Source organism: Plectonema cf. radiosum LEGE 06105, from assembly GCF_015207665.1.
Lineage (GTDB): Bacteria > Cyanobacteriota > Cyanobacteriia > Cyanobacteriales > Nostocaceae > Rivularia > Rivularia radiosa_A.
This window is the reverse complement of the sequence record NZ_JADEWL010000001.1, coordinates 136613-158018: the sequence shown is the minus strand read 5'-3', so window position 1 is coordinate 158018 and position 21406 is coordinate 136613. Positions and strand designations below refer to the sequence as shown.

At 37.6% G+C, this 21406-nt stretch carries 21 protein-coding genes; 14 read left to right on the top strand and 7 right to left on the bottom strand.

Annotated features, from left to right (window positions below; translation table 11 throughout):
* Window positions 1–137: 137 nt before the first annotated feature.
* The 6 genes from IQ247_RS00625 to dnaB all read left to right on the top strand — a co-directional run bounded on the left by IQ247_RS00625 (window position 138) and on the right by dnaB (window position 7245).
* Window positions 138–557: a BlaI/MecI/CopY family transcriptional regulator gene (locus IQ247_RS00625; RefSeq protein ID WP_193915756.1), complete on the top strand. Its 420-nt coding sequence runs from the start codon at window positions 138–140 to the stop codon at window positions 555–557.
* Window positions 558–560: 3 nt separating this feature from the next.
* A complete protein-coding gene (locus tag IQ247_RS00620) occupies window positions 561–1400 on the top strand; it encodes a M56 family metallopeptidase (RefSeq protein WP_193915753.1) in 840 nt (279 codons plus the stop codon).
* Between the two features lie 264 nt (window positions 1401–1664).
* Window positions 1665–3347, top strand: coding sequence for a glycosyltransferase family 39 protein (locus tag IQ247_RS00615; protein WP_193915750.1), 1683 nt, complete (start codon window positions 1665–1667; stop codon window positions 3345–3347).
* 106 nt (window positions 3348–3453) lie between these two features.
* Complete coding sequence (psb28, locus tag IQ247_RS00610) at window positions 3454–3816, top strand: photosystem II reaction center protein Psb28 (RefSeq protein WP_228059363.1); 363 nt, start codon at window positions 3454–3456, stop codon at window positions 3814–3816.
* Window positions 3817–3954: 138 nt separating this feature from the next.
* A complete protein-coding gene (gene rplI, locus IQ247_RS00605) occupies window positions 3955–4416 on the top strand; it encodes a 50S ribosomal protein L9 (protein WP_193915747.1) in 462 nt (153 codons plus the stop codon).
* Window positions 4417–4641: 225 nt separating this feature from the next.
* Entirely contained in the window at window positions 4642–7245 is a 2604-nt protein-coding gene (gene dnaB / locus IQ247_RS00600; protein ID WP_193915744.1) for a replicative DNA helicase, read from the top strand.
* 202 nt (window positions 7246–7447) lie between these two features.
* On the opposite strand, the gene bamJ is transcribed toward dnaB, so the two are convergent.
* Entirely contained in the window at window positions 7448–7963 is a 516-nt protein-coding gene (gene bamJ, locus IQ247_RS00595; RefSeq protein WP_375341206.1) for a BamJ family beta-barrel-assembly machinery protein, read from the bottom strand.
* A gap of 181 nt (window positions 7964–8144) precedes the next feature.
* Window positions 8145–8468: a phasin family protein gene (locus IQ247_RS00590; RefSeq protein WP_193915738.1), complete on the bottom strand. Its 324-nt coding sequence runs from the start codon at window positions 8466–8468 to the stop codon at window positions 8145–8147.
* Window positions 8469–9087: 619 nt separating this feature from the next.
* Between IQ247_RS00590 and IQ247_RS00585 the strand changes: the two genes are divergently transcribed.
* Complete coding sequence (locus tag IQ247_RS00585; protein WP_193915735.1) at window positions 9088–9312, top strand: type II toxin-antitoxin system HicB family antitoxin; 225 nt, start codon at window positions 9088–9090, stop codon at window positions 9310–9312.
* Window positions 9313–9437: 125 nt separating this feature from the next.
* Here IQ247_RS00585 and IQ247_RS00580 read toward each other — a convergent pair whose 3' ends face one another.
* Both IQ247_RS00580 and IQ247_RS00575 read right to left on the bottom strand, forming a co-directional pair.
* The gene (locus IQ247_RS00580; protein WP_193915732.1) at window positions 9438–11297 is read right to left on the bottom strand and encodes a DUF3352 domain-containing protein; all 1860 of its coding nucleotides are present in this window, start codon (window positions 11295–11297) and stop codon (window positions 9438–9440) included.
* 242 nt (window positions 11298–11539) lie between these two features.
* Window positions 11540–12496 carry a Gfo/Idh/MocA family protein gene (locus tag IQ247_RS00575; RefSeq protein WP_193915729.1) on the bottom strand — a complete coding sequence of 319 codons (957 nt, stop codon included), beginning with the start codon at window positions 12494–12496 and terminating at the stop codon, window positions 11540–11542.
* Window positions 12497–13003: 507 nt separating this feature from the next.
* Here IQ247_RS00575 and IQ247_RS00570 point away from each other — a divergent pair.
* Window positions 13004–13303, top strand: a complete 300-nt coding sequence (locus IQ247_RS00570) for a ferredoxin (RefSeq protein WP_193915725.1) — start codon at window positions 13004–13006, stop codon at window positions 13301–13303.
* Between the two features lie 341 nt (window positions 13304–13644).
* On the opposite strand, the gene IQ247_RS00565 is transcribed toward IQ247_RS00570, so the two are convergent.
* A complete protein-coding gene (locus tag IQ247_RS00565) occupies window positions 13645–15243 on the bottom strand; it encodes a SpoIID/LytB domain-containing protein (RefSeq protein WP_193915722.1) in 1599 nt (532 codons plus the stop codon).
* Window positions 15244–15468: 225 nt separating this feature from the next.
* Between IQ247_RS00565 and IQ247_RS00560 the strand changes: the two genes are divergently transcribed.
* A complete protein-coding gene (locus IQ247_RS00560; protein ID WP_511023003.1) occupies window positions 15469–15750 on the top strand; it encodes a ParB N-terminal domain-containing protein in 282 nt (93 codons plus the stop codon).
* Window positions 15751–15806: 56 nt separating this feature from the next.
* On the opposite strand, the gene IQ247_RS00555 is transcribed toward IQ247_RS00560, so the two are convergent.
* On the bottom strand, window positions 15807–16931 hold the full coding sequence (locus tag IQ247_RS00555; RefSeq protein WP_193915716.1) for a CsgG/HfaB family protein: 1125 nt from the start codon (window positions 16929–16931) through the stop codon (window positions 15807–15809).
* Window positions 16932–17302: 371 nt separating this feature from the next.
* On the opposite strand from IQ247_RS00555, the gene IQ247_RS00550 reads away from it, so the two are divergent.
* From IQ247_RS00550 to IQ247_RS00535, 4 genes are all read left to right on the top strand, one after another.
* A complete protein-coding gene (locus IQ247_RS00550; protein ID WP_193915713.1) occupies window positions 17303–17902 on the top strand; it encodes a MiaE family protein in 600 nt (199 codons plus the stop codon).
* Between the two features lie 51 nt (window positions 17903–17953).
* Window positions 17954–18448 (top strand): GNAT family N-acetyltransferase, encoded by a 495-nt coding sequence (locus IQ247_RS00545; RefSeq protein ID WP_193915710.1) that lies wholly within the window; start codon window positions 17954–17956, stop codon window positions 18446–18448.
* 19 nt (window positions 18449–18467) lie between these two features.
* Window positions 18468–19142 (top strand): ComF family protein, encoded by a 675-nt coding sequence (locus IQ247_RS00540; RefSeq protein WP_193915707.1) that lies wholly within the window; start codon window positions 18468–18470, stop codon window positions 19140–19142.
* A gap of 71 nt (window positions 19143–19213) precedes the next feature.
* Window positions 19214–19681, top strand: coding sequence for a PPC domain-containing protein (locus IQ247_RS00535; protein ID WP_193915704.1), 468 nt, complete (start codon window positions 19214–19216; stop codon window positions 19679–19681).
* 87 nt (window positions 19682–19768) lie between these two features.
* Here IQ247_RS00535 and cobS read toward each other — a convergent pair whose 3' ends face one another.
* Complete coding sequence (gene cobS / locus IQ247_RS00530) at window positions 19769–20542, bottom strand: adenosylcobinamide-GDP ribazoletransferase (RefSeq protein WP_193915701.1); 774 nt, start codon at window positions 20540–20542, stop codon at window positions 19769–19771.
* Window positions 20543–20923: 381 nt separating this feature from the next.
* Here cobS and IQ247_RS00525 point away from each other — a divergent pair, with 381 nt between their 5' ends.
* Window positions 20924–21376: a hypothetical protein gene (locus tag IQ247_RS00525; protein ID WP_193915698.1), complete on the top strand. Its 453-nt coding sequence runs from the start codon at window positions 20924–20926 to the stop codon at window positions 21374–21376.
* The last annotated feature ends 30 nt before the right edge of the window (window positions 21377–21406 follow it).

Below are 21406 nucleotides of genomic sequence, written 5' to 3'. Positions count from 1 at the left end.
ATGGGGAGATGGGGAGAAAGTTATTGAGTTATGAGTTATGAGTTATGAGTTATGAGTTATAACCTTTGACCTTCAACCTTTGACCTTTGACCTTATAGCTTGTAGTCTAAATCCAAAATCTAAAATCCAAAATCAACATGGCACCTTTACCAGATTACCGTCCCAAACAACTTTCTCTAGGTCCGTTGGAAACGGAAATTTTAAATATTGTTTGGCAATTGCACAAGGTAACAGTAAAAAATGTACACGACCGCATTTTGGCTGACCCTAACCGCGAATTAGCTTATACTTCAGTTACTACTGTATTGCGACGCTTGACTCAAAAAGGTTGGCTCGAATGTAATAAACAAGGAAAAGCATTCTATTGGCAACCATTATTAACAAAGCAACAAGCAGAAGTTATTCAAGCTCACGAACAGTTACAGCAATTTCTCAAAGTGGGTAATCCTGATGTAATCGCTGCTTTTGCAGATAGTTTAAATGAAGCTGATTCTGCGAAAATACAAGCAATAGCAAAACGAATTGAAGCTGCACGACAAGCGAGGGAGAAAGAATAAATAATGCATTTATTGATAATTCTTATAGTTTTAATAGTTGCTTACACTATCAGATGTCGATGGACTCAAAATCTGGATAAATGGAGTGAACGTTGGCAAAAAACACTCTTTTTCTTTCTATTTCCTCCCTTATTAATTTTCATGACAACTTTCGCTTTGTTGTTCATGGGACCTCAAGGTACAATGGGCGGGTTGCAAACGGGTTGCTATGGCTATGTAATTGCCTTAGTTACTCTTGTTTTTTTTGCTGTTATGTGCATAAAACAAGCATGGCAAGGTTGGTTATCGATCAAATCTGTGCGCGACTGTCCCCAAGTTAATGTAGCAGGTAAACAAGTTCGCTTATTAAATACAGGGGCATTATTTGCTGGTCAAATTGGCTTTTTAAACCCGGAATTAGTCCTGAGTTCTGGATTATTGCAAACTATGAAGGACAATCATTTAGAAACAGTTTTAGCCCACGAACAAGGACATTATTATTATCGCGATACGTTCTGGTTTTTCTGGTTGGGTTGGATGCGAGAATGTACCGCTTTGCTGCCCAATACAGATGCTTTGTGGCAAGAATTATTGACTCTACGGGAATTGCGAGCCGATGCTTACGCAGCTTCATATGTTGACCCTTTATTATTAGCAGAATCCCTGTTAATGGTTGTCAGTAGTCCTCATGTAGCTTCAGAAGTTCTTTGTGCAGCATTAGGTTCGGTTGGTGCAAACCGTTTAGAAGAAAGAGTCGAAGCCCTTTTGTCTCAACCACAACCAACTGTGAAGCTTCATTTTATATCTTTGAAGTGGCTTGTATGGACTTTTCTTCCTTTAATTAGCGTTGCGTTTCACAGTTGAATCAGTATCCGGCGGTTTAAACCGCACGCCAGTTGCTACAACGGAGGGAGCCTCCGCAACGCACTGGCTCTACTACAGAAACAAAGTCCACCGTAAGGTGGACTATTAATTTAGAACCCACGGAGGTGGGTTTTGACTGTGTAGCCAAGGCAGCGCGCAGAAGGGGGGGTCTCCCCCATGAGCGACTGCCGTGCGACTTCTAGTCGCCAGATAAAGTATTAAAAGTATCCGGTGGTTTAAACTGGATAATATTAAATCACTTTTATGAAAAAACACATTCATCTATTGCTATTGCTAATCTGGTTAGTTATTGGTTATGGTTTGCGTTTTTCAGGTTTAGCATCTTTGCCTCCTTGGACTGATGAATGTGCCACAATAGTTTTTAGTTTGGGTAACAGTTTTAAAACGGTTCCTTTAAACCAAGTAATTAGTTCCGATATATTATTACAGCCATTGATACCAACACCTGAAGCGGGAATTGGTGATGTTATCGAACGCTTATTTAATGAAAGTACTCATCCACCTTTTTACTTTATTTTGACCCATTTATGGATGAAACTGTTTGCAAATTCCAGCGAAATCGCTTCAGTTTGGGTAGCGCGATCGCTAAGTGCCTTTTTCGGTGTTCTATCGATTCCGGCTATGTTTGGCTTTGGTTATTTAGCTTTTCGTTCTAAGTTGCTAGCTCATATTGCTGCCGCGATTATAGCAGTTTCACCTTATAGTATTTTTTTGGCAAGAGAAGCACGTCATTATACTTTAATAATGCTATTAGTAATTGCTTCTTTATCTTGCTTTATAAAAGCAATTGAAAATATACATCGTCAGCAATCTCTACCTTTATGGGTAGGTTTCTTTTGGACGATTATAAATATTGTCGGTGTTGCTACTCATTACTTTTTTGCTCTAACTTTATTGGCTGAAGGATTAGTATTATTTGGATATATTTGGCATGAAATACGTAAAAATAAACAAAATAAATTAACCCCAGTGCAGCCTTATTTATGGCGGATTTTGCTAGTTGCGATCGCCAGCTTTGCCGGTTGTTTAATTTGGTTGCCGATAGTACAAAGTGTTTACGGAAGCGAACCTACTGAATGGGTAGTTAATAATAGTGGCGATAATTTTTTTGCACCATTAGGACGACTATTGTTATGGGTGATGAGTATATTTTCTTTATTACCTTCAGCGCCATCAATTTTACCCAATTGGGTTATAGTTATTTCTGGTGTCGCGACACTAATTTTTTTAGTTTGGATAACAGCTTATTTAGTTTACGGGTTGAAAGTTTTTTCTCGTTCAAATAACGGTTTACCAATCCAAATTTTAACTAGATATACAATTGCTGCAATTGCTTTATTTTTGTTTTGTACTTATATTTTAAATATCGATTTAACTTTAGCAGCACGCTTTATATTTGTTTTTGCTCCAGCGATAATTTTACTTGTATCGGCTTTATTAACAGTTTGTTGGCAGGGATTGAAAAAAAATACTAAATTAACACTGATAATTATTTGGTTAATGGCATTGATTGGTGGCATAACAGCAATGTTTAATTTGGGCTATTTACAAAATATGCGCCCCGATTTGCTTGCCTCCCTAATTCAAAAAACATCTCAAGTTCCTGTATTAATTACCACAACTCATAAGCATCACGGACAAACTGGAAGAATGATGAGTTTAGCTTGGGAATTCAAGCGTTTTTATGCTAGCGATTCTCAAAATAACTGGCAGTTTTTTCTCGCTGGTAGAGATGCAAACGCAGAAACTTATACCAATGCAGTGCAAGTATTGCAACAAAATATTAATCAAATGCCGCGCCCTTTAGACTTGTGGCTGATTGATTTCCGTTCTTCTGTTAATTTAAAATCAACACAATGTTTTCCCGACCAAAAATATCGCTCACGTATCGGTGAATATAGTTACAAACTTTATCATTGTGAATAATTTCAATCAAGTTTTATAATACTAAAATAGTTTTTTCCCACACCTAACGGGATAAATCACAACTTAGAAAAAATAAATCAAAAAATAAATCAAAAAATAAATTATCATGTCTACCCCTTCAATTCAATTTTTTGCTGGTGTTAACGAAAAATTAGGAAACGTCAGCTTACGTCGTAATCCTAATACTGGTAAACGCATCGTTTTAATGACATTCGACCAAATGCAAGCATTGGAAAAGTTCAATAGCTTTACTAAAAAAGCCCTAAATACAATGCTTTTAACCGATGAAGAAGGTGAAATTAATGTAACTCCTTCTTCTACTAAATTTATCTTTGGTGGTGATGAAGGAGATGAATTAAAACGGGTAAACTGTCAATTTGAAATTGAACAAGATGACCATTGGGATAGATTTATGCGCTTTATGCATCGTTATGCTGATGCTAATGGTATGGCTTATGAAGATAGTTGAACTCCCTTAACCAAAATTAACAGTTGCCAATGTCCCTCCCATTTCGCTAGAATCTTTAGGCTTTAGGTAAACACGATTGGGTCTGTAAGCACCAAAACCCATCCAGCTTGATATTACAGTAAATAGGGAAGAACCACGATGGCTAAACGCATACAATTAGTTTTAAATCAAGATGTTAACAAATTAGGAAAATTAGGGGACTTGATAGACGTAGCTCCTGGTTATGCTCGTAATTATTTGCTTCCTAAAAATTTGGCAACTTTCGTAACTCCGGGTGTTCTCAAGCAGGTTGAACGTCGTAAAGAATTAGAACGTCAGCGTCAAGAGGAATTGAAGCAAAAAGCTATTGAACAAAAAACAGCTTTGGAAAATGTCGGTAGCTTCAAAATTGCTAAGCAAGCTGGTGAAAACCAAGCTATTTTCGGTACCGTTACCAGCCAAGATGTGGTTGATATAATTCAAGGTGCTACTGAAATGGAAATAGATAGACGCGGTATTACCATCCCCGATATTGGTAGTTTAGGTACTTATCAAGCGGAAATTAAACTACATTCCGATGTCACAGCAAAAGTCAAAATTGAAGTTGTAGCCAACGAGTAATCTTTAATTACTAAAGATTATTTTAGCAAAGATAAAAACGAGTATCTAATAATACATTAGATACTTTATTATTTATCTCAAAAATCTGTGCTTTAATTATTTGAAACTTATTCATTATGTGTAGAGACGTTGCACCGCGATGTCTCTACACGTTGTTTGAGGACTATTTGCACTATCAGAGTAATAGTTCATTGGTTTTATATTAGAAAAATTATCATTCGAGTTATGTCTGAAGAATTAAATTTTCAAGGTAATTTAGACCGTCTCCCACCACAAAACATCGAAGCAGAAGAAGCTATTTTAGGGGGGATTTTATTAGATCCCGAAGCGATTAGTAGAATTAGCGATAGCTTGAAACCAGAAGCGTTTTACATCAGCGCTCACAAAGATATCTATACGGGGATGTTGAGGCTTCAATCTCAGAATAAACCCACCGACTTGCTTGCGGTTATCAGTTGGCTTAGCGATCGCGATTTACTAGAAAAAGTGGGTGGCAGAAATAAACTCGCTTCCCTGATAGATAGAACTGTTTCAGCGGTTAATATTGACGCTTTAGCTGCATTGGTAGTGGAAAAGTATCGACGGCGACAGTTAATTAAAGCCGGTAACGAAATAGTTACATTGGGTTACGAAACCGAAACCGAGTTCCGCACCATAATCGACAAAGCAGAACAAAAGGTATTTGGTATCGCTCAAGCTCGGACTACAAGTGGTTTAACCCACGTTTCCAACACCTTAATTAATACTTTCCAGGATATTGAAGAACGTCATGAAGGAGTTGCTTTACCCGGTATTCCCTGCGGTTTTTACGATTTGGATGCGATGACTAGCGGTTTTGGACGCTCAGACTTAATTATCATTGCCGGTCGTCCGTCAATGGGAAAATGTTTGCAAGCAGATGCCGAATTATTGTTAAGTGACGGCAGTATTTCCACAATTCGAGAGATATATCATCGTCGTCAGGGAGAATTGTTAACACTCCAAGATAATTGGAAATTCCGTTTTACTCAACCCGAAGCATTCATTGATGATGGGATTAAGCCGGTATTTGGTGTTAAAACTCGTTTGGGAAGGTATATTGAGACAACTATTACCCATCCTTTTTTAACTATTAATGGATGGAAGCGACTTTCCGAGTTGAATGTAGGTGATAAAATTGCCGTACCCCGTAAAATCAATGTATTTGGTAAGCAAAAAATTCGCGAGTGTGAAGTTAAATTATTAGCCTATTTAATCGGGGATGGTTGTTTAACAGATACAGCACCAAAATTTAGTAACATTAATCCTTTAATTCAGCAAGATTTTACTTCTTCTGTTACAGAGTTTGCTCCTCAACTAAGAGTTAGTGAAAAGAAACGCTCCAAGCGTTCCCCAATGCTTCATGTTGAGACTTTAGAGGAAGAAAATCCGCTGATATCTTGGCTAGAAAATTTAGAATTATGGGGTAAAAAAGCAGACGAAAAAACACTTCCTGGCGTAATCTTTAAATTAGAACGTCAGCAAATTGCTTTATTTTTGAATCGTTTATTTGCTATTGATGGATGGGCTAGTGTATTAAAAAGCGGTCAAGTACAGCTAGGTTATTACAGCGTCAACGAAAAACTAGCGCGACAAATACAGCATTTATTGCTACGATTTGGGATTATTGCAGCATTAAAAACCCGATTAATTAAGTATAAAGATACCAAACGTGAAGCTTGGCAACTGGATATTACTAATGCTCGTGCCATCAAAAACTTTGTATCAGAAATTGGTATTTTTGGCAAGCAAGAAGTATTATCCAATATCAAAGCAGCATTAGTTGAAAAAAGATATCAAACAAATCGTGACTTGATACCTGTAGAGATTTGGAAACAGTTAGCAGTAGCGAAAGAAGAAGAAACTTGGACAGGTTTAGCTAAACGTGCTGGGATTCAAGGATATTCAAATATTCACGTTGGCAAACGTGCTTTATCACGAGAAAGACTGTTTTCATTAGCAACAGCTTTAGAAAATTTGCGGCTGCAATATTTAGCAACCAGCGATATTTATTGGGATGAAATTGTTTCTATTGAACCCATGGGAGATAAACAAGTTTATGATTTAACAATCCCAGAAACTCATAATTTTGTTGCTAATGATATTTGCGTTCATAACACAGCATTTTGTCTCAATCTTGCTCATAATGTCGCATCATTATATAAACTACCAGTTGCCGTTTTCAGTTTAGAAATGTCAAAAGAGCAATTGGTACAGCGATTATTATCGAGCGAAGCAGAAATTGAAAGTACCTATTTAAGAACCGGACGTATCAGTCAAACCCAATGGGAGCCTTTAAGTCGGGCAATTAGCGTACTTTCAGAAATGCCGATTTTCATCGACGATACGCCAAATATTACCGTCACAGAAATGCGTAGTCAAGCGCGACGCTTGCAAGCAGAAGCCGGTACAGATATAGGTTTAGTAATCATCGATTACCTGCAACTAATGGAAGGTGGTGGTGATAATCGCGTCCAAGAACTATCAAAAATTACCAGGAGTATCAAAGGGTTAGCGAGAGAATTAGGCGCTCCCGTAATCGCTTTATCTCAGTTGAGTAGAGGAGTAGAAGCTCGGACAAACAAGCGTCCCATGCTCTCAGACTTGAGAGAAAGCGGCAGTATCGAACAAGATGCCGACTTAGTAGTAATGCTGTATCGCGACGAATATTACAACAGCGACACCCCCGATCGAGGAATCGCCGAAGTGATAATTGCCAAACATCGAAACGGTCCCACAGGAACCGTTAAATTACTATTTGACCCCCAATTTACCAAATTTAAAAACTTAGCAAAACCGAGTCATTATTAGTTAGGAGTTAGGAGTTAGGAGTTAGGAGTGAGGAGTTGGGAGTGAGGAGTTAGGAGTTGGGAGTTGGGAGTTGGGAGTTAGGAGTTGGGAGTTGGGAGTTGGGAGTTGGGAGTTGGGAGTTGGGAGTTAGGAGTTAGGAGTTAGGAGTTAGGAGTAATTACCCATTACCCATTACCCATTACCCATTACCCATTACCTATTCTCAACTAACTCCTAATAATTCCACATCAAAAATGAGAGTTGCGTTAGGGGGAATGACACCACCAGCACCGCGAGAACCATAACCTAATTCAGGGGGAATAATTAACTTACGGCGATCGCCAACTTTCATCGTACTGAGTCCTTCATCCCAACCCTTGATTACTTGTCCTTCACCGATTTGAAATTGGAAAGGTTGACCTCGATCTCTTGAACTATCAAACTTGGTTCCATCTTCCAAAGTACCCGTGTAGTGAACAGATACAGTTTGTCCAGATTTAGGAGTTTCACCAGTCCCCTCCTTTAAAACTTCATACTTTAATCCCGAAGGTGTTGTAACAACTTTTTCGTCAGACATATTATTATCGCTCGCTTTTGGGGTGTTATTTTCAGTTACTGTTGTAGACGCTGGTGATGCTTGAGTCGTGTTTTCTGTAGCAACACTTTCGGGTGGTTCAGTAGATACTTGAGCGCACCCGAAAACTACAACACAAAGCAGAACGAGACCCACAAGCTTCAAAATTGGTTTCAATTTAGGTATCCTCCCAATTGTTCCATCTTCTAAACATAGGAATACTAGTAGAACAAAACTTAGTGTAAATCAGAACAGTAATTAATGAACAATTATTGATGACCAGTTTTATACTTATAATTCCTAACTCCTAACTCTTAACTCCTAACTCTTAACTCCTAACTTTGCTTCAGCGCCACAGTTTATTTTCCAAATCGCGTACCTGACGCTCTAAACGGTCAATTCTACCGCGCAATTCGTCTACTTCCGACTGACGAGCAACTCCCAAATCTTGCAGCATATTCTTCATTTGTCGCTGCATATTGGTTTCCCAGTTTCCCTGCTCAGACTTCAATTCCTGTACCATATCATCCATGACGGCTTTTGCCTGTTCTGGGTCAAGTTTACCATCCTTAACCAATTGTTCACTTGCTTGTTTGAGTTTATCCGCCATTACCGAAGTTGTACCGATACCGAGCATTAATAATTGTTGCATCCAATTGTTATTATCCATACCGCTTTCCTACTAATTCTCCTTTCTTTAATTTCCCGCTCGCTGGCTCAACTAATAAAGCTATGCTGGGAATTGAAATAGTTTAGCTTAATGCTAATTCTATTGTGGCAAAGTAGTACGGGGAATGAACGTAGGTGGAAATTGAGTTACTTAAGTTTAAAATAGCGCCCGAATACCGGGAACAATACATTCAAAGAGACGCTGAAATCTGGACAGCAGCCCTAGCTAATTATCCGGGATTCATCGGGAAAGCTTTGATCAAGATTTAGGATTCAGTTACGAGATGGTAGAGTCATCCGAATATCAGGTACGGAAATTTCCCTATAGTGATTAAGAGTTAGGAGTTAATTCTGATGAGTTCTAAGATTACCTTTCACCCGGAGGGTGCGGTTCATCTCTTTTTACCTCTTTCCTTTGCGTTCTCTAGCTTGAAAAGTTGTTCATGGGGGAAACCCCCAAGACCACACTTTGTGTCGCTGTCGCGACACGCTGCGCGTTTACGCAGTATAGCGAAGCTAACGCTGCGTCTCTGCGGTTTTTTTTAATCGGTAATCTTCTGCCGTAATAATGCGATTCAAATAATAGAAGAAATCGAAAAATCTCAAGAAGAGGAAGAAATATGAATTCTCAATACACAATAATTATTCAATGGTCAAACGAAGATAATTGTTATATTGTGAGTCTCCCTGAATGGGGAGAGTTTTGTCATACTCACGGTGATACTTACGAAGAAGCAATCAAAAATGCTCAAGAAGTATTAGAAATGCTCATTGAGTCAGCGAAAATTGATGGTGAACCTTTACCAGAACCTAAAACATGGGGACAGTCATTTAAAGTAGCATAGAGGTAAACTATAAAAAAACACTATAAAACAACAATTAATATACTGGGTTTGAGAAGTCGGGTTTTTACGATGATTGTCGTGTATGACAAACATTTAACATCAAAACCCGACGAATGATAGTAGCGTTATATTCTACTTCTCACGGGTGCTAAAACAATTAATAAATCCAATTGTTCTCGTTCAACATTAAAAGAACTTGTCGCGCTGACACTATAAACTGAACCAATAGCTTGTTTAAACATATTAAAATATTGATTATTGCTGTATTGCGGCGGAACAAAACCATAAATCCATGACAACAAAGAACCCATATTCATATAGAAATAGCCTGCATTTGGATTAGGAAGAGAATCGGTTGCTGACTTAAAGTTATAAGTCGAAGGTAATGCTACATAAGGCTCAGGAACTAAATCGGCAATCGCTCCATATCCCGTTGTCACAATCAAAGTATTGTTATCTACCCAACTATAAGCAAGCAAGCTTTTCGCCGAATCTCCATCAATATCCCAACTGGTAATAGGTTGATTTTTAATATTTGTTTCGGTAATTTTTACCTCTCCCTTGGATACAGATATAATCAAATCTCCTAACTTTTTCAGAGTTGTTTCGGCTGCGGTTCGATTGCTTGTTTCAACTGCTAAACCAATACCCATATTTAAGTTCGGATTTATGGTTTTAAAAAACCCACCTTTAGTAGGAAACATGAAAAAAGCAAACTCACCATCCATCCAATTGATGATATCTCTGTCAAAATCTAAGCCAGTATTACTGCTGATAAATCCCCGAAACATTTTTAAATTAGCTTCAAATTCTTTTTGCGAACTGAGGATATTTGCTATAGTTTGCCATCTTTGATTAAGCTTTTCTCCGTTAACAGCAGTATATGTTGCTGCTGGCATTCGAGATAATATTCTTTGTGTTTGAATGTTAGAATTCAGATTATTTTGATTGAATGTAGATGAAGGATAAGTATTTACTTGAAAACGGACTCCTTCTTTTTGAAGTATCAAAAATGAACCGATACTTTGGTATTGTTGAAGTTGTTCTGATGAAATTAGACTATCTAAATCAAACTGAGGTAAACCTAAACTAGGGTCTTTAATTAATTCTTTTACAAGTGCAATGTAACCCACAGGTTCTTGATACATTGCAAACAGTGGTTTATCTGTTTGGGGTTGTCTAATTGTCTTCTGAAATTGAGCATTTTGAGCTAAAGTGGCAGCTTTTTGCTGACTAGTATTAATTAATCTTTCAATCGCTTTTGTAGAAGAACCAACTGCAAGATGTCCCGGTAAAATACCGATTACTAAACTATTTTGTTTTCTCAAATTTGGGTTTTTAATAACATTCGGTTTAATCGCTTTATTTATCGGAGACTTCGGAACCGGAGGTATAGAATTATTTTCTGTACTCGGTAAACTTGGTTGTGTAGAAGAGTTATTAGTTTTCGTTTCTAAAATGGTAATTCCTTTATACTGTCGCTGGGTAAAATTTTGATTCGCTTTCAATTTACTCAAAAATGGCTGCAAACCCTGCTCGTCTTTTACCGGAGCTAAAGTAACAAAATTTGACTCCATCGTCACCCCAGAAGAGCCATCTTTCGGTAAAAATGCAAAGGCTACTTGTTCTCCTAACCAAGGTTCAATATCTGTCGCATATCCATTTTTTAATTGTGGTGGAATTAAAAAAGATATCCCATTCCAAGCTGTTTGAAATAATTGAAAATTTCCCGCTTTCTTCCATGTTACTGAAGATGTATCAACCATCGCTACCAATGGTGTATTATTTGGTAGAAAATTCGCAAATTGAGTATTTGTCGCTGTCGGTTGTAATTGAATTTTTAAGCTATTAGGAGTTATTTTTTGAGCGTATGTTTTATTTGATAAATTATTAATATTATTCCCCACATCTACTGCTTGAACAATACTTGAGCAGCAGAGTAAATTGAATGTTGCAAACGCTCCTACTCTGAACAATGACTTCATTCCGTGTTCCTCACAACTAATTGTCTTTTTTCTAACACAAAAGTGAATAAATTCACTTAGTAGTATTATGGAGGATTTTCATGAAGTGGCAATGAAGACAAATACTTAATAAAATGATTTTGAATTTATAACTCCTAACTCTTAACTCCTAACTCCTAACTCCTCACTCCTCACTCCTAACTCCTAACTCCTCATTCCTAACTCCTAACTCCTAACTCCTAACTCTTAACTCCTAACTCTTCCTAAAGCGCGATCGCAATTCCCAATTCAGCAGAACGTTTTGCAGCGTCAGCGACTTTGAGAGTATACAAACTTTCTTCTGGAGTAACATACAAAGGAGTTCCATTAAACAGATAATCTAAAACCATAGTCGTATCTTTAACAAATAAACCACGACGACTACCTACTTCTATCGGAGTTGATTTTTCTGCATCAATAAAAACTCCTTGTTGAGAATTAAAAATCAATCCCCCATTTTCACCGTGTACCTCAAATTTTCGTTCTGCTTCCCACATAGTTTCACCTTTGGCGTATATAACGGATGCTAAAAGTCCGCTAGTAAAATTGAGTTGAGCATTACAAAAACAAGATTGGTAGAAATCCGCTTGTGTTTTCCAAAATCGACTATGACAGCTAACCGTTGCAACTTCACCAAATAAATTTGTTAATCGATGTAATCTTGAAAGCGCACCCATCAACGGGAAGCCAAAAAGTTGATGATTATAAGTCCATTTGCGGGGTGCTGGATTTTCGGGCTTAATTGTGCTGTAGCTCACATAAAATACTTCACCGACTTTATGCAAATGCTGTTCTAAGCTGTTATGTAAACCACCTAAAAGTTCAATATGTTCGACATGGAGCAGTTTATTTTTAGACTTGGCTAAATTAATCAACTCCGATGCTTCCGCTAAATCCAAACTCATCGGATATTCCACAACAACGTGTTTATCAGCTTCCAAAGCCGCACGAGCTAAAGCACCATGCTCTGAATTGACATTGCTAATTACTACTAAATCAATATCTTTTTGTTCTATGAGTTCTTGCGAACTTACTGCTTTGCACTCAAATTCTTTAGCAAAAGCTTCTGTTTTTGAAGAAACATTTCCCACAACCGCTGCTAAATCAGTTCTTTTATCGTTTAACAACGCTTGCGCTCTTAACTTTGCCGCATAGCCGGTACCAATTAACCCTACTCGCACTTTTATTAACCCTTTACCGTCAAACAATTTTGGATTTTGGATTTTGGATTCACCCCATAGATAAATAAGTGGGGCTTAAGTTGAGGATTTTAGATTGGTTCCACAGATAAATAAGCGGGGTTTGTACCATTAAGGAAATATTGACCGGCGACCAACCCACCGGCATGATTATACATTATTGCTGGTAGCTTTTAGCAAATTCTTTACATATACCATAAATTTTAATAATCTTCTTGATTAGTTATCTACAAAATCACATTTTTTTCAATGTCTATAAATTTTTTAAATAGCCTTATGAAAAGGAGCCAAAACAGATAACTTAAACTTATCTATATGGACTCTACTTATTTCATTACTAATCGGGACAAAAAACTGGTAACAAAATCTAATTTTTCTCGTAGTATCAGAATTGAAGCAAATAAAAAAAGGGCGGCTATTCATCAAGGAGCAGCCGCACTGTTTGCTTAATAGATGTATACTGCCGTTTGCAAAAGAGAGGATTACAAAATGGCAACATTTAAAGTGACACTCATCAGCGAAGCCGAAGGTTTGAACCAAACTATCGACGTTGATGATGATACCTATATTTTAGACGCAGCTGAAGAAGCTGGTTTAGACTTGCCTTACTCTTGCCGTGCTGGAGCTTGTTCCACCTGCGCTGGTAAGATTACAGCCGGTTCCGTCGATCAATCCGACCAATCCTTCTTAGATGATGACCAAATGGAAGCGGGATATGTATTGACTTGCGTCGCTTACCCCACATCCGACTGCACCATCGAAACTCACAAAGAAGAAGAACTCTACTAAAAGCAATCTAACAGTTGTTTTTGTAGTAAATTACTTCTTAAAAAGCAGCACCGTATCGGGAATCATCCCTTTGCAGTAGCTGCTTTTTTATTAACAGGGGACAGTTACCAGTTATCAGTTATCAATTATCAGTTATCAGTTACCCATTAAGCTAAAAAGCCTTTAATTTGTATATTCAAATTTTCTTAAAGTTTTGTAGTGCGGGCATCCCTTCACTTTGTTCGAGGGCAAGCCTGCCCGCTAGAAAAATACAAATTAAATGCCCGACAACTTACCTATTCCCCATTCCCCATTACCCATTACCCATTCCTTATTACCAATTACCAATTACCCATTACCCATTACCTATTCCCCATCTTCATAACATCACTAAGCATCTGAACTTGAGTACCGGGATAGTAAAATTTGAGAATTTGTGGACTTTTCCAGCCTAGAGTCGCGAGATTTTGAGCGCCAACTTGACTCAAGCCTACTCCATGCCCCAATCCACCTCCGACGAAAGCGTATCCCCAAACTCCGGGTTTGCCTTTGTTGAGTGGCTGTAAGTAAAACAAGGTGCTTCTAGGTGCAAAAAAGGCGCTGCGAACTTCGTCTTTATGTAAATTAAAGGTACCAATATCAGTTTTTACGGCTAGATTAAGGATTCTTCCCCCTGGGCTGCGTTCGACTACTTGAATATCCTTAACTGTTTGAAATTTTGCGAAGGGACTATTTTTAACCTTTAAAAATTTCTGCAATCCTTCGGTAATATTTTCTAAACTACTTTCTTTACGCCACCGGAACCATTGTTGCTCGCTTTCGTTAAATCCTTTATTCAAACTCATAAACAAACGGAAGTTTTTTTCTGAAGCCAAGTTTTGCTCGGATAAATTCCAAACATTCTGTGGTGCATCTACTATGGGTTTTAAATAAGGACGATTTTCTCCATCCCACACGCTGCTAAAAGCTGCGGTTACACCACCAGTTGTGGAAGAGTAAAGCGCGTCTACTAACTCGTTGTTATAAGTTAACACCATGCCTTTTGTTGCAGAAATAGCCTTGTCTGTTTTCTCGGTGGCTCCTTTGAGTCCGTAATAAACTTGACAGTGCGTATCAGCGCATAATTGATACTGGTCTATTTCAAATCTGCGTAAATTACGCAGGGCATAGGTACGAGCAATTATTGCCTGGGCTTGCATTGCTGCTTCCGGAGCGTTTGCCCCAATTTCATAAGGTACCACTCCCCGTAGATAGGTTTCTAAAGGTACTTCATTGACTAAAGTATATGTACCGTAAGCATTTGGTTGTAATTGTAGCTTTCCGGCATAAAGATATTTACTTTTGGCTTTTCCGTTTACACTTACCCCAATTAAATTTTTATCACTAGTAATTTTCAGCTGGTTTCGATTGTAGCGATATCCATTTACTACCCAACTTGCTTGAGGTACCCGACGCAAAACTTTACTATCAACGTATGCTGTTTTTTTCCCAGCAGCGTTGACACTTTTTAATAACAAGCGTCGCAATAAAGGTGTATTATAAACTTCTCTTTTCGCCCACACCTGCCAACGTTCCGGCTGAGCAATTTCGACTTCTATACCTTTTTTACGCCACATTTCGGCGCTGTTTTCGGCAGTTTCAAAAGTGCGGAAGGTTCCTAAAATCACCTGCTCATCAAGAAATGGCTGTGTCAGCGGCTGCATTGCTGTTTGTATTTTTACCGGATTTGCAGTTACTAGTGTTTGCGGTTTTTTACCATCTGTAAAAGTCAATTTTAATTTATCACCTTTGGTCGGCTCCAATATCAACTCATCATCCGGTAGGGACGCAAATCGCTGCACAATCCCAATTTTTAGTTCAACATCAGAAACCTTTGTCGCGGGAACCGATGCTCCTGTCAGTCCTAATAAACACCAAGTTGTCACTATGGTACAAGATAAACGTTCTAAGGAAATTTTCATAGAAATTAACAATTAAGGGTGTCACTCGTGCTGTACGAGCATCCTCTGAGAAATATGACGCAATTTAATACTATTGTGTATAAATTGCCTAATGATAGCATTAGCAATTTTTTCACCAATCGGCTACTCACAAACCCATAGATAATCCTTTACCGGAATAGAAACAGTTGCAAGACAAACTCATAATGAGTATGATTAATTTAGGAAGATAAAGCAGTATTAAATATTAGAGACGACGAAAAGAAGATGAAAGTTGAAGAAATCCCGTTGAATTTGATCAAACGCCCGCTTCCTCGTAAAAACGATGCTGAGAAAGTAGAAGCCTTGATGAAATCCATCACAGAAATTGGACAGCAAGAACCGATTGACGTATTAGAAGTCGATGGGGAATATTATGGATTTTCCGGGTGTCATCGTTTTGAAGCTTGCCAGCGTTTGGGGAAAAATTCCATTAAAGCTAGAGTACGTAAGGCTCCCAAAAGTGTTTTGAAAATGCATTTAGCCTAAGCGAGAAAAAGTTTATAAACAGAATCCCGCGAAAATGTTTGCGGGATTGTAAATCATTATGCAGCAGTTGAATTATTTTCGTCTTGCTGTTCTGGACAATTAGCATCATTGGTAAGTTTTGCTATATCCTTGACTTGAAAAGATTTACCAGGTTCGGTTATACCTACTCCCAGGCTAGATTGTGCATCAACTTCAGAGAGTTTGATTGTACCAACTTTCTCAGTTTTCATACTAATAATTCGTCCGGTTGCTGGGTCTATAATTGTTTGTGGAGAGCGTTCAATTGAGAAAATCATTTCTTTGCAATATCCATGCAATTTACCTTTGTTTAAGATAACTTGACTTCCGTTTACATCAGCAATTAGAGTTGGTTTTCTCAGTAAACAAGCTAATTCTTCTGAATGGGTATTTAATTGATTAGTAATCTCGTTCATCGCTTTTTCTGTAGCGAGTACAACTAACTTTTCTTGAATATTATTAGTAGTTTTAGAAATTGTAGTTGTTTGAGAACTTTCACCGAATTTGAATACAATAGAATATCCTGTATTATAAGAATCGTATCTCTTGCCAGTATCATAAGTTATATCTACACTAAAAGGTAACTTGACTTCAGTAAAGCTATTACCACTTTCATCCCCATTACCTTCAGCTTCTAAAACGATTTCACCTGTAGTGGTGTCTACCACTTGAAGATTCAAACTTATATTAATTTCTTGATTTGTTTTTTCTTTGGTGAATAACCATCCACCTTGATTTGTTTTAATGGTATCAAAGGAGTTTACAGTTACAATAATTATTGCTTCTATACCATTTTGGTCTCTAATTTTCCTTAGTTGTTCTAAACTAAGAGATTTTATTTCTTCCAATTTGGTAACAGCCAATTGATTATTTTTTACCAATTTGCTTTCTAAGATGTTACCAAGTCCAGTGATTTGAATTGGATATTGTTTACTCCCGTATTCATTTATGGTATATTTACTACTTTCAAAATTTAAAACAGCTACAGTTAATTTTCTTTCTACTCCTTGATTCAGATGAAATAAAGACTTATTTTCTTGGCAAAAACTTAGTCTTTTTGTATCTTGAGCATCAACAGATTTTGCACTACCAATTCCAAAAATTAAACTAAACAATGAAGCGATAATAGACGAGGTGACGCGACGAACAAAACAATAATTCATCAATCTTCCCTCAATAAGTTAATTTTGGGTAAGCAGATAATTAGTTGCCCAAATATCAAATCACAATTAGTTTGATAACAAACTAATAAGTTCTACAAACTTCTCAAAAAAGTTTCCGGAAATGAGTAATATTATTGAATATTTAAATTACATTTTTGGAGGAAATAGCGATTTAAAAAAACGAAAAAAGTATAATAATTATGAATAAATCAGCAAAGAGTGGGTGATAAGCGGTATATAGACTCAATAAATATTTATATTTCGGAAAATTTATTGATTAAAAGTAAAAGTTATCAATAATCATCACCATTGGGAATTACCTCAGAAAATAGAAAAATGTATATTGTGTATATTAATTTATAACTTACAACGTGCTAACTTCAGAACTACCAACCATCAACATCCTCAAGCAACCAACCAATCCAGCTTGGGTAGAATTAGCAATATCGAACTTAGAAGCAATATTATTAGACCATTCTCAATGCGAACGTAAAGCAGCATCAGCAGCAATAAACTTTATGTTTCGTTATCCTTCCAATGAGAAGATGGTAAAAGAATTAACTAAAATTGCCAAAGAAGAATTAGAACACTTTGAACAAGTGAATCAGTGGTTAGAAAAGCGGAATATTGCCTTACGTCCCCTGACACCACCTCCCTACGGTGCGAAACTAAAAGCCCAAATTCGTCCTACTGAACCAAATAGATTTTTGGATTCCTTACTTGTTAGTGCTTTAATTGAAGCTCGCAGCCACGAACGTTTAGGATTATTAGCAATACATTGTCCCGAACCCGATTTAGCTCAGTTTTATAAAGGTTTAATGGCATCAGAAGCGCGACATTATGGTATATATTGGGTGCTTGCAGATACTTACTATGACCGTGAAATTGTTATTCAGAGATTGGATGAATTGTCAATTGCAGAAAGCGAAATACTTGCAACCCTTTATCCAGAACCACGGATTCATAGTTGACAGTTGAAAACTACCAATCTAAAATCCAAAATCTAAAATCCAAAATTCCAAATGCCAAGTCTTTATTTTCGAGATTATTTAATTCGTGAATGGAAACCTTGCGATCGCGATTTTGCGGCTGAAGTAATTCGCTCTGTATTATCGAAATATGGTTTGGGTTGGGAACCAGATGGTGCTGATCAAGATGTATTGCAAGTGGAAGATTACTACCTAGCTAAGGGCGGCGAATTTTGGGTAATTGAATACCAAGGTCAAATTGTTGGTACGGGAGCTTATTATCCTATAGAACGCGGTGAAAAGGCTGTAGAAATACGCAAAATGTATTTATTGCCCAAAGTTAGAGGTTTTGGATTGGGGAAATATTTGTTACAACAGTTAGAAGCAGCAATTAGCTGTCGTGGCTTCCAAGAAATTTGGATTGAAACTGCTAGCGTTTTGAGTGAAGCTGTCAAGCTTTATGAAAGTAATGGTTATATTGCTGCAACAGGTGTAGAAACAAAACGCTGCGACAGGGTTTACTTAAAACAGTTAACAGTTAACAGTTAACAATTACCATATATAATGAATGCAAATTTTTGAGAATTTTCTTAATCTTTTTTTAAAGTCAAATTGTCCTTTATGTCAGCGCCCTGCTTCCCAAGAATTTTGTGAATATTGTCATAAACAATTACAAAAGTGCCGTTTAAGTGACTCGAATCACCCTCAAGACAGTTTTCCAAAAGTAATTGCTTGGGGTGGTTATGGTGGAGCCATCAAACGTGCGATCGCGACAATGAAATATGACAATCACCCGGAAATTGCTCGTCCCCTCGGTGAATGGTTGGGGGAAGTATGGTTGGAAAATTATGGAAATGAGCATTCTTTAATAGTTGTTCCGATTCCCATGCACCCCGACAAACAAAAGCAACGAGGTTTTAACCAAGCAGCGCTGATTGCACAAAGCTTTTGTCAAACAACTGGTCTAAAATTAAAAGTAAACGGATTACAAAGGGTAAAAGCAACTGAGGCACTATTTGGATTATCACCAACTGAGCGAAAAAAAACCTTAACTCAAGCTTTTGAATTAGGAAAGGATTTTCGTTATCCGAGTAATGTCCCGGTAGTCTTAGTTGATGATATCTACACTACGGGTACTACTGTTAAGTCTGCTATAGAAACTTTGAGTAAAAGTGGAATTGTAGTTTCGGGAGTTGCGGTTGTTGCTGTTCCCTCAAAGGCTAACCATACAAAGAATTCATAAACAAGAGTGTCCGCTCCCAATTATAATTAGTCAAAATTAAGATTATTGTTACAAAAAAACTACTTATAATCATGAGTAAGACTAAAGCCCTAGGTTTAGGACAATTTAGGTTGATTCCTGCTACGTTAATCGCATTCAGTATTAGTACAACAGCTTTTGCTCAAACAAATAAACAAGCGAATAAATTTTATAATCCAATACCTTTACCTGACACCTATGAAATTTCTGATGCTCTGTCGGAAAAAGATATCCCCACAGGAGAAGGTGGTTTTGCTCGCGATTATCTGGTGAATTTAGCAAAAGGCGATAATTTAGCCATCGACCTATCTTCAGATAGCTTTGACAGTATTATTACATTGCTTGGACCCGATGGTTCCACTATCGCCGAAAATGATGATGGCCCTGATGGTAGCAGTAATTCTCTACTTTTCACCCGTATTACCAAACCCGGAATTTACATTGTTAGGGTTCGTTCTTTCGGAGAAACCGGAATCGGCAATTTTAAGCTGAAAGTAACGCGGTTGAAGCCGGTTAAGTAGGGATGGGGGGACAAGGAGACAAGGGGATGGGGAGAAAATTATAAGTTATAACCTTTAACCTTTAACCTTTAACCTTTGACCTTTAACCTATTGTATTGTCATAACGCAAAGAAAAAGTGCCTCAGTCCATTCTACAACTGCACCGTAGGTATCCCCGGTATGTCCGCCTAATTTGTGGTTGAACCAAGCACCTGTGAGAAAAGCAAATGTGCTTCCTGTAAGGGCGATCGCAATTGCCAATAATAAGTAATATTGATCGAGTAATAACATTACAGCGCTCAAACTCAATAATAGTAATACTGAAGGTAAAACGTCTTTGTAGGAACGAATGGCTTGCTTGTGAAACGCACCTTTACCTGTTGGTTTGAGATAATCATATCTGGCGATCGCCAATATCTGCCCCCAGCGTGCCCATCCACAAGCAGCCATTAATATCAACCAACGATTTTCTTGTATATCTATTAATGCCACTGTTTTAAGCAATACTAAAATAATTGCCGCCATTGCTCCAAAGGCTCCTGTCGCACTATCGCTCATTACCTCCAAACGTCGCTCTTGATCCATTACTGCTAACCCATCAGCTGTATCCATTGCTCCATCCAGGTGTAATCCTCCCGTAATCGCAATCCAACTTACTACCACTAATGCACTGCGAGTAAACACGGGTATTTCTAAAAAATTAGCTACAATATCAAATAATCCTAATATTCCCCCAATTATCAGTCCTATCGCTGGAGCAAAACGCGCTACCTGGTCAAACTTTAAATTTTCTACATATGGCATTGGGATAGAAGTATAAAATATGATACTTGCCACTGTATTTAAAGCTTGATTTTTACACCACTGATACGGAAAATTCATGCAAGTCAAATTAACTACTTAAGTAAGATGAAAACAATGGTACCCATCATTCCCGCACAAATAACAGTATCAAATTTTAAAACTTGAAATAAGATTTATTTGGATGAGAAACTGAGCCAAAAAATTTGTTATGCTTATCTAAGTAAAGAATAATAAGTTAGTAATATTTATTACAGTTCCATGAGTCATAAAAAATTGCATTTTAATCGATGGTAGTGTTTTGTGTACTTTGAAAAAAGGCTAATAATTAATGTCAGCTAGTTTCAGCGGTTGTTGCCAAAATCTGATATTTATATATTACAGGGCATAGATTACCGCTGAGTCATTGGTTATGCAGGCTATAACGTTGTAATTCACCTTTGCTCACAAAGCTATTTGATTATGAATCACCATCTACCTTCTCCCAAAATACCAGCTCCATGCATTGTCAACACAGGTGTCATCGTAAACAAGCTTGATATGCGGCGATTACTGGCGGATTTAGGTCGCGTCCGCTATGCTTACACCCAAGATGGTGAAGTGTGCGGGGAGGGTGAAGGGGATGTAATGGAAGTTTTTGCAAATCCCCGACGCTCCACATTAGTCGCGAATCACGCTCTTTATTTGAATGTTTATAGTTTCGATTATTTGGAACTTCAGCAGTCATCGGAAAAGGAGGCTTGTTTAGATTTAGTTCAGGAAGGAATGCGTTTGCGGTTGATTCCTCTGTCTACTCCCATGCAGGAACGACAAGAACGTTGTTGGAATACCAGTGCCATTGAAGCAATGATGGAACAGGTATTATCAGCTAAATGGGATGCCGAAATTGATGATGATTGTTCGGATATGTTCTAAATTTGATTTAATAAGTTAAATCGTTAATAG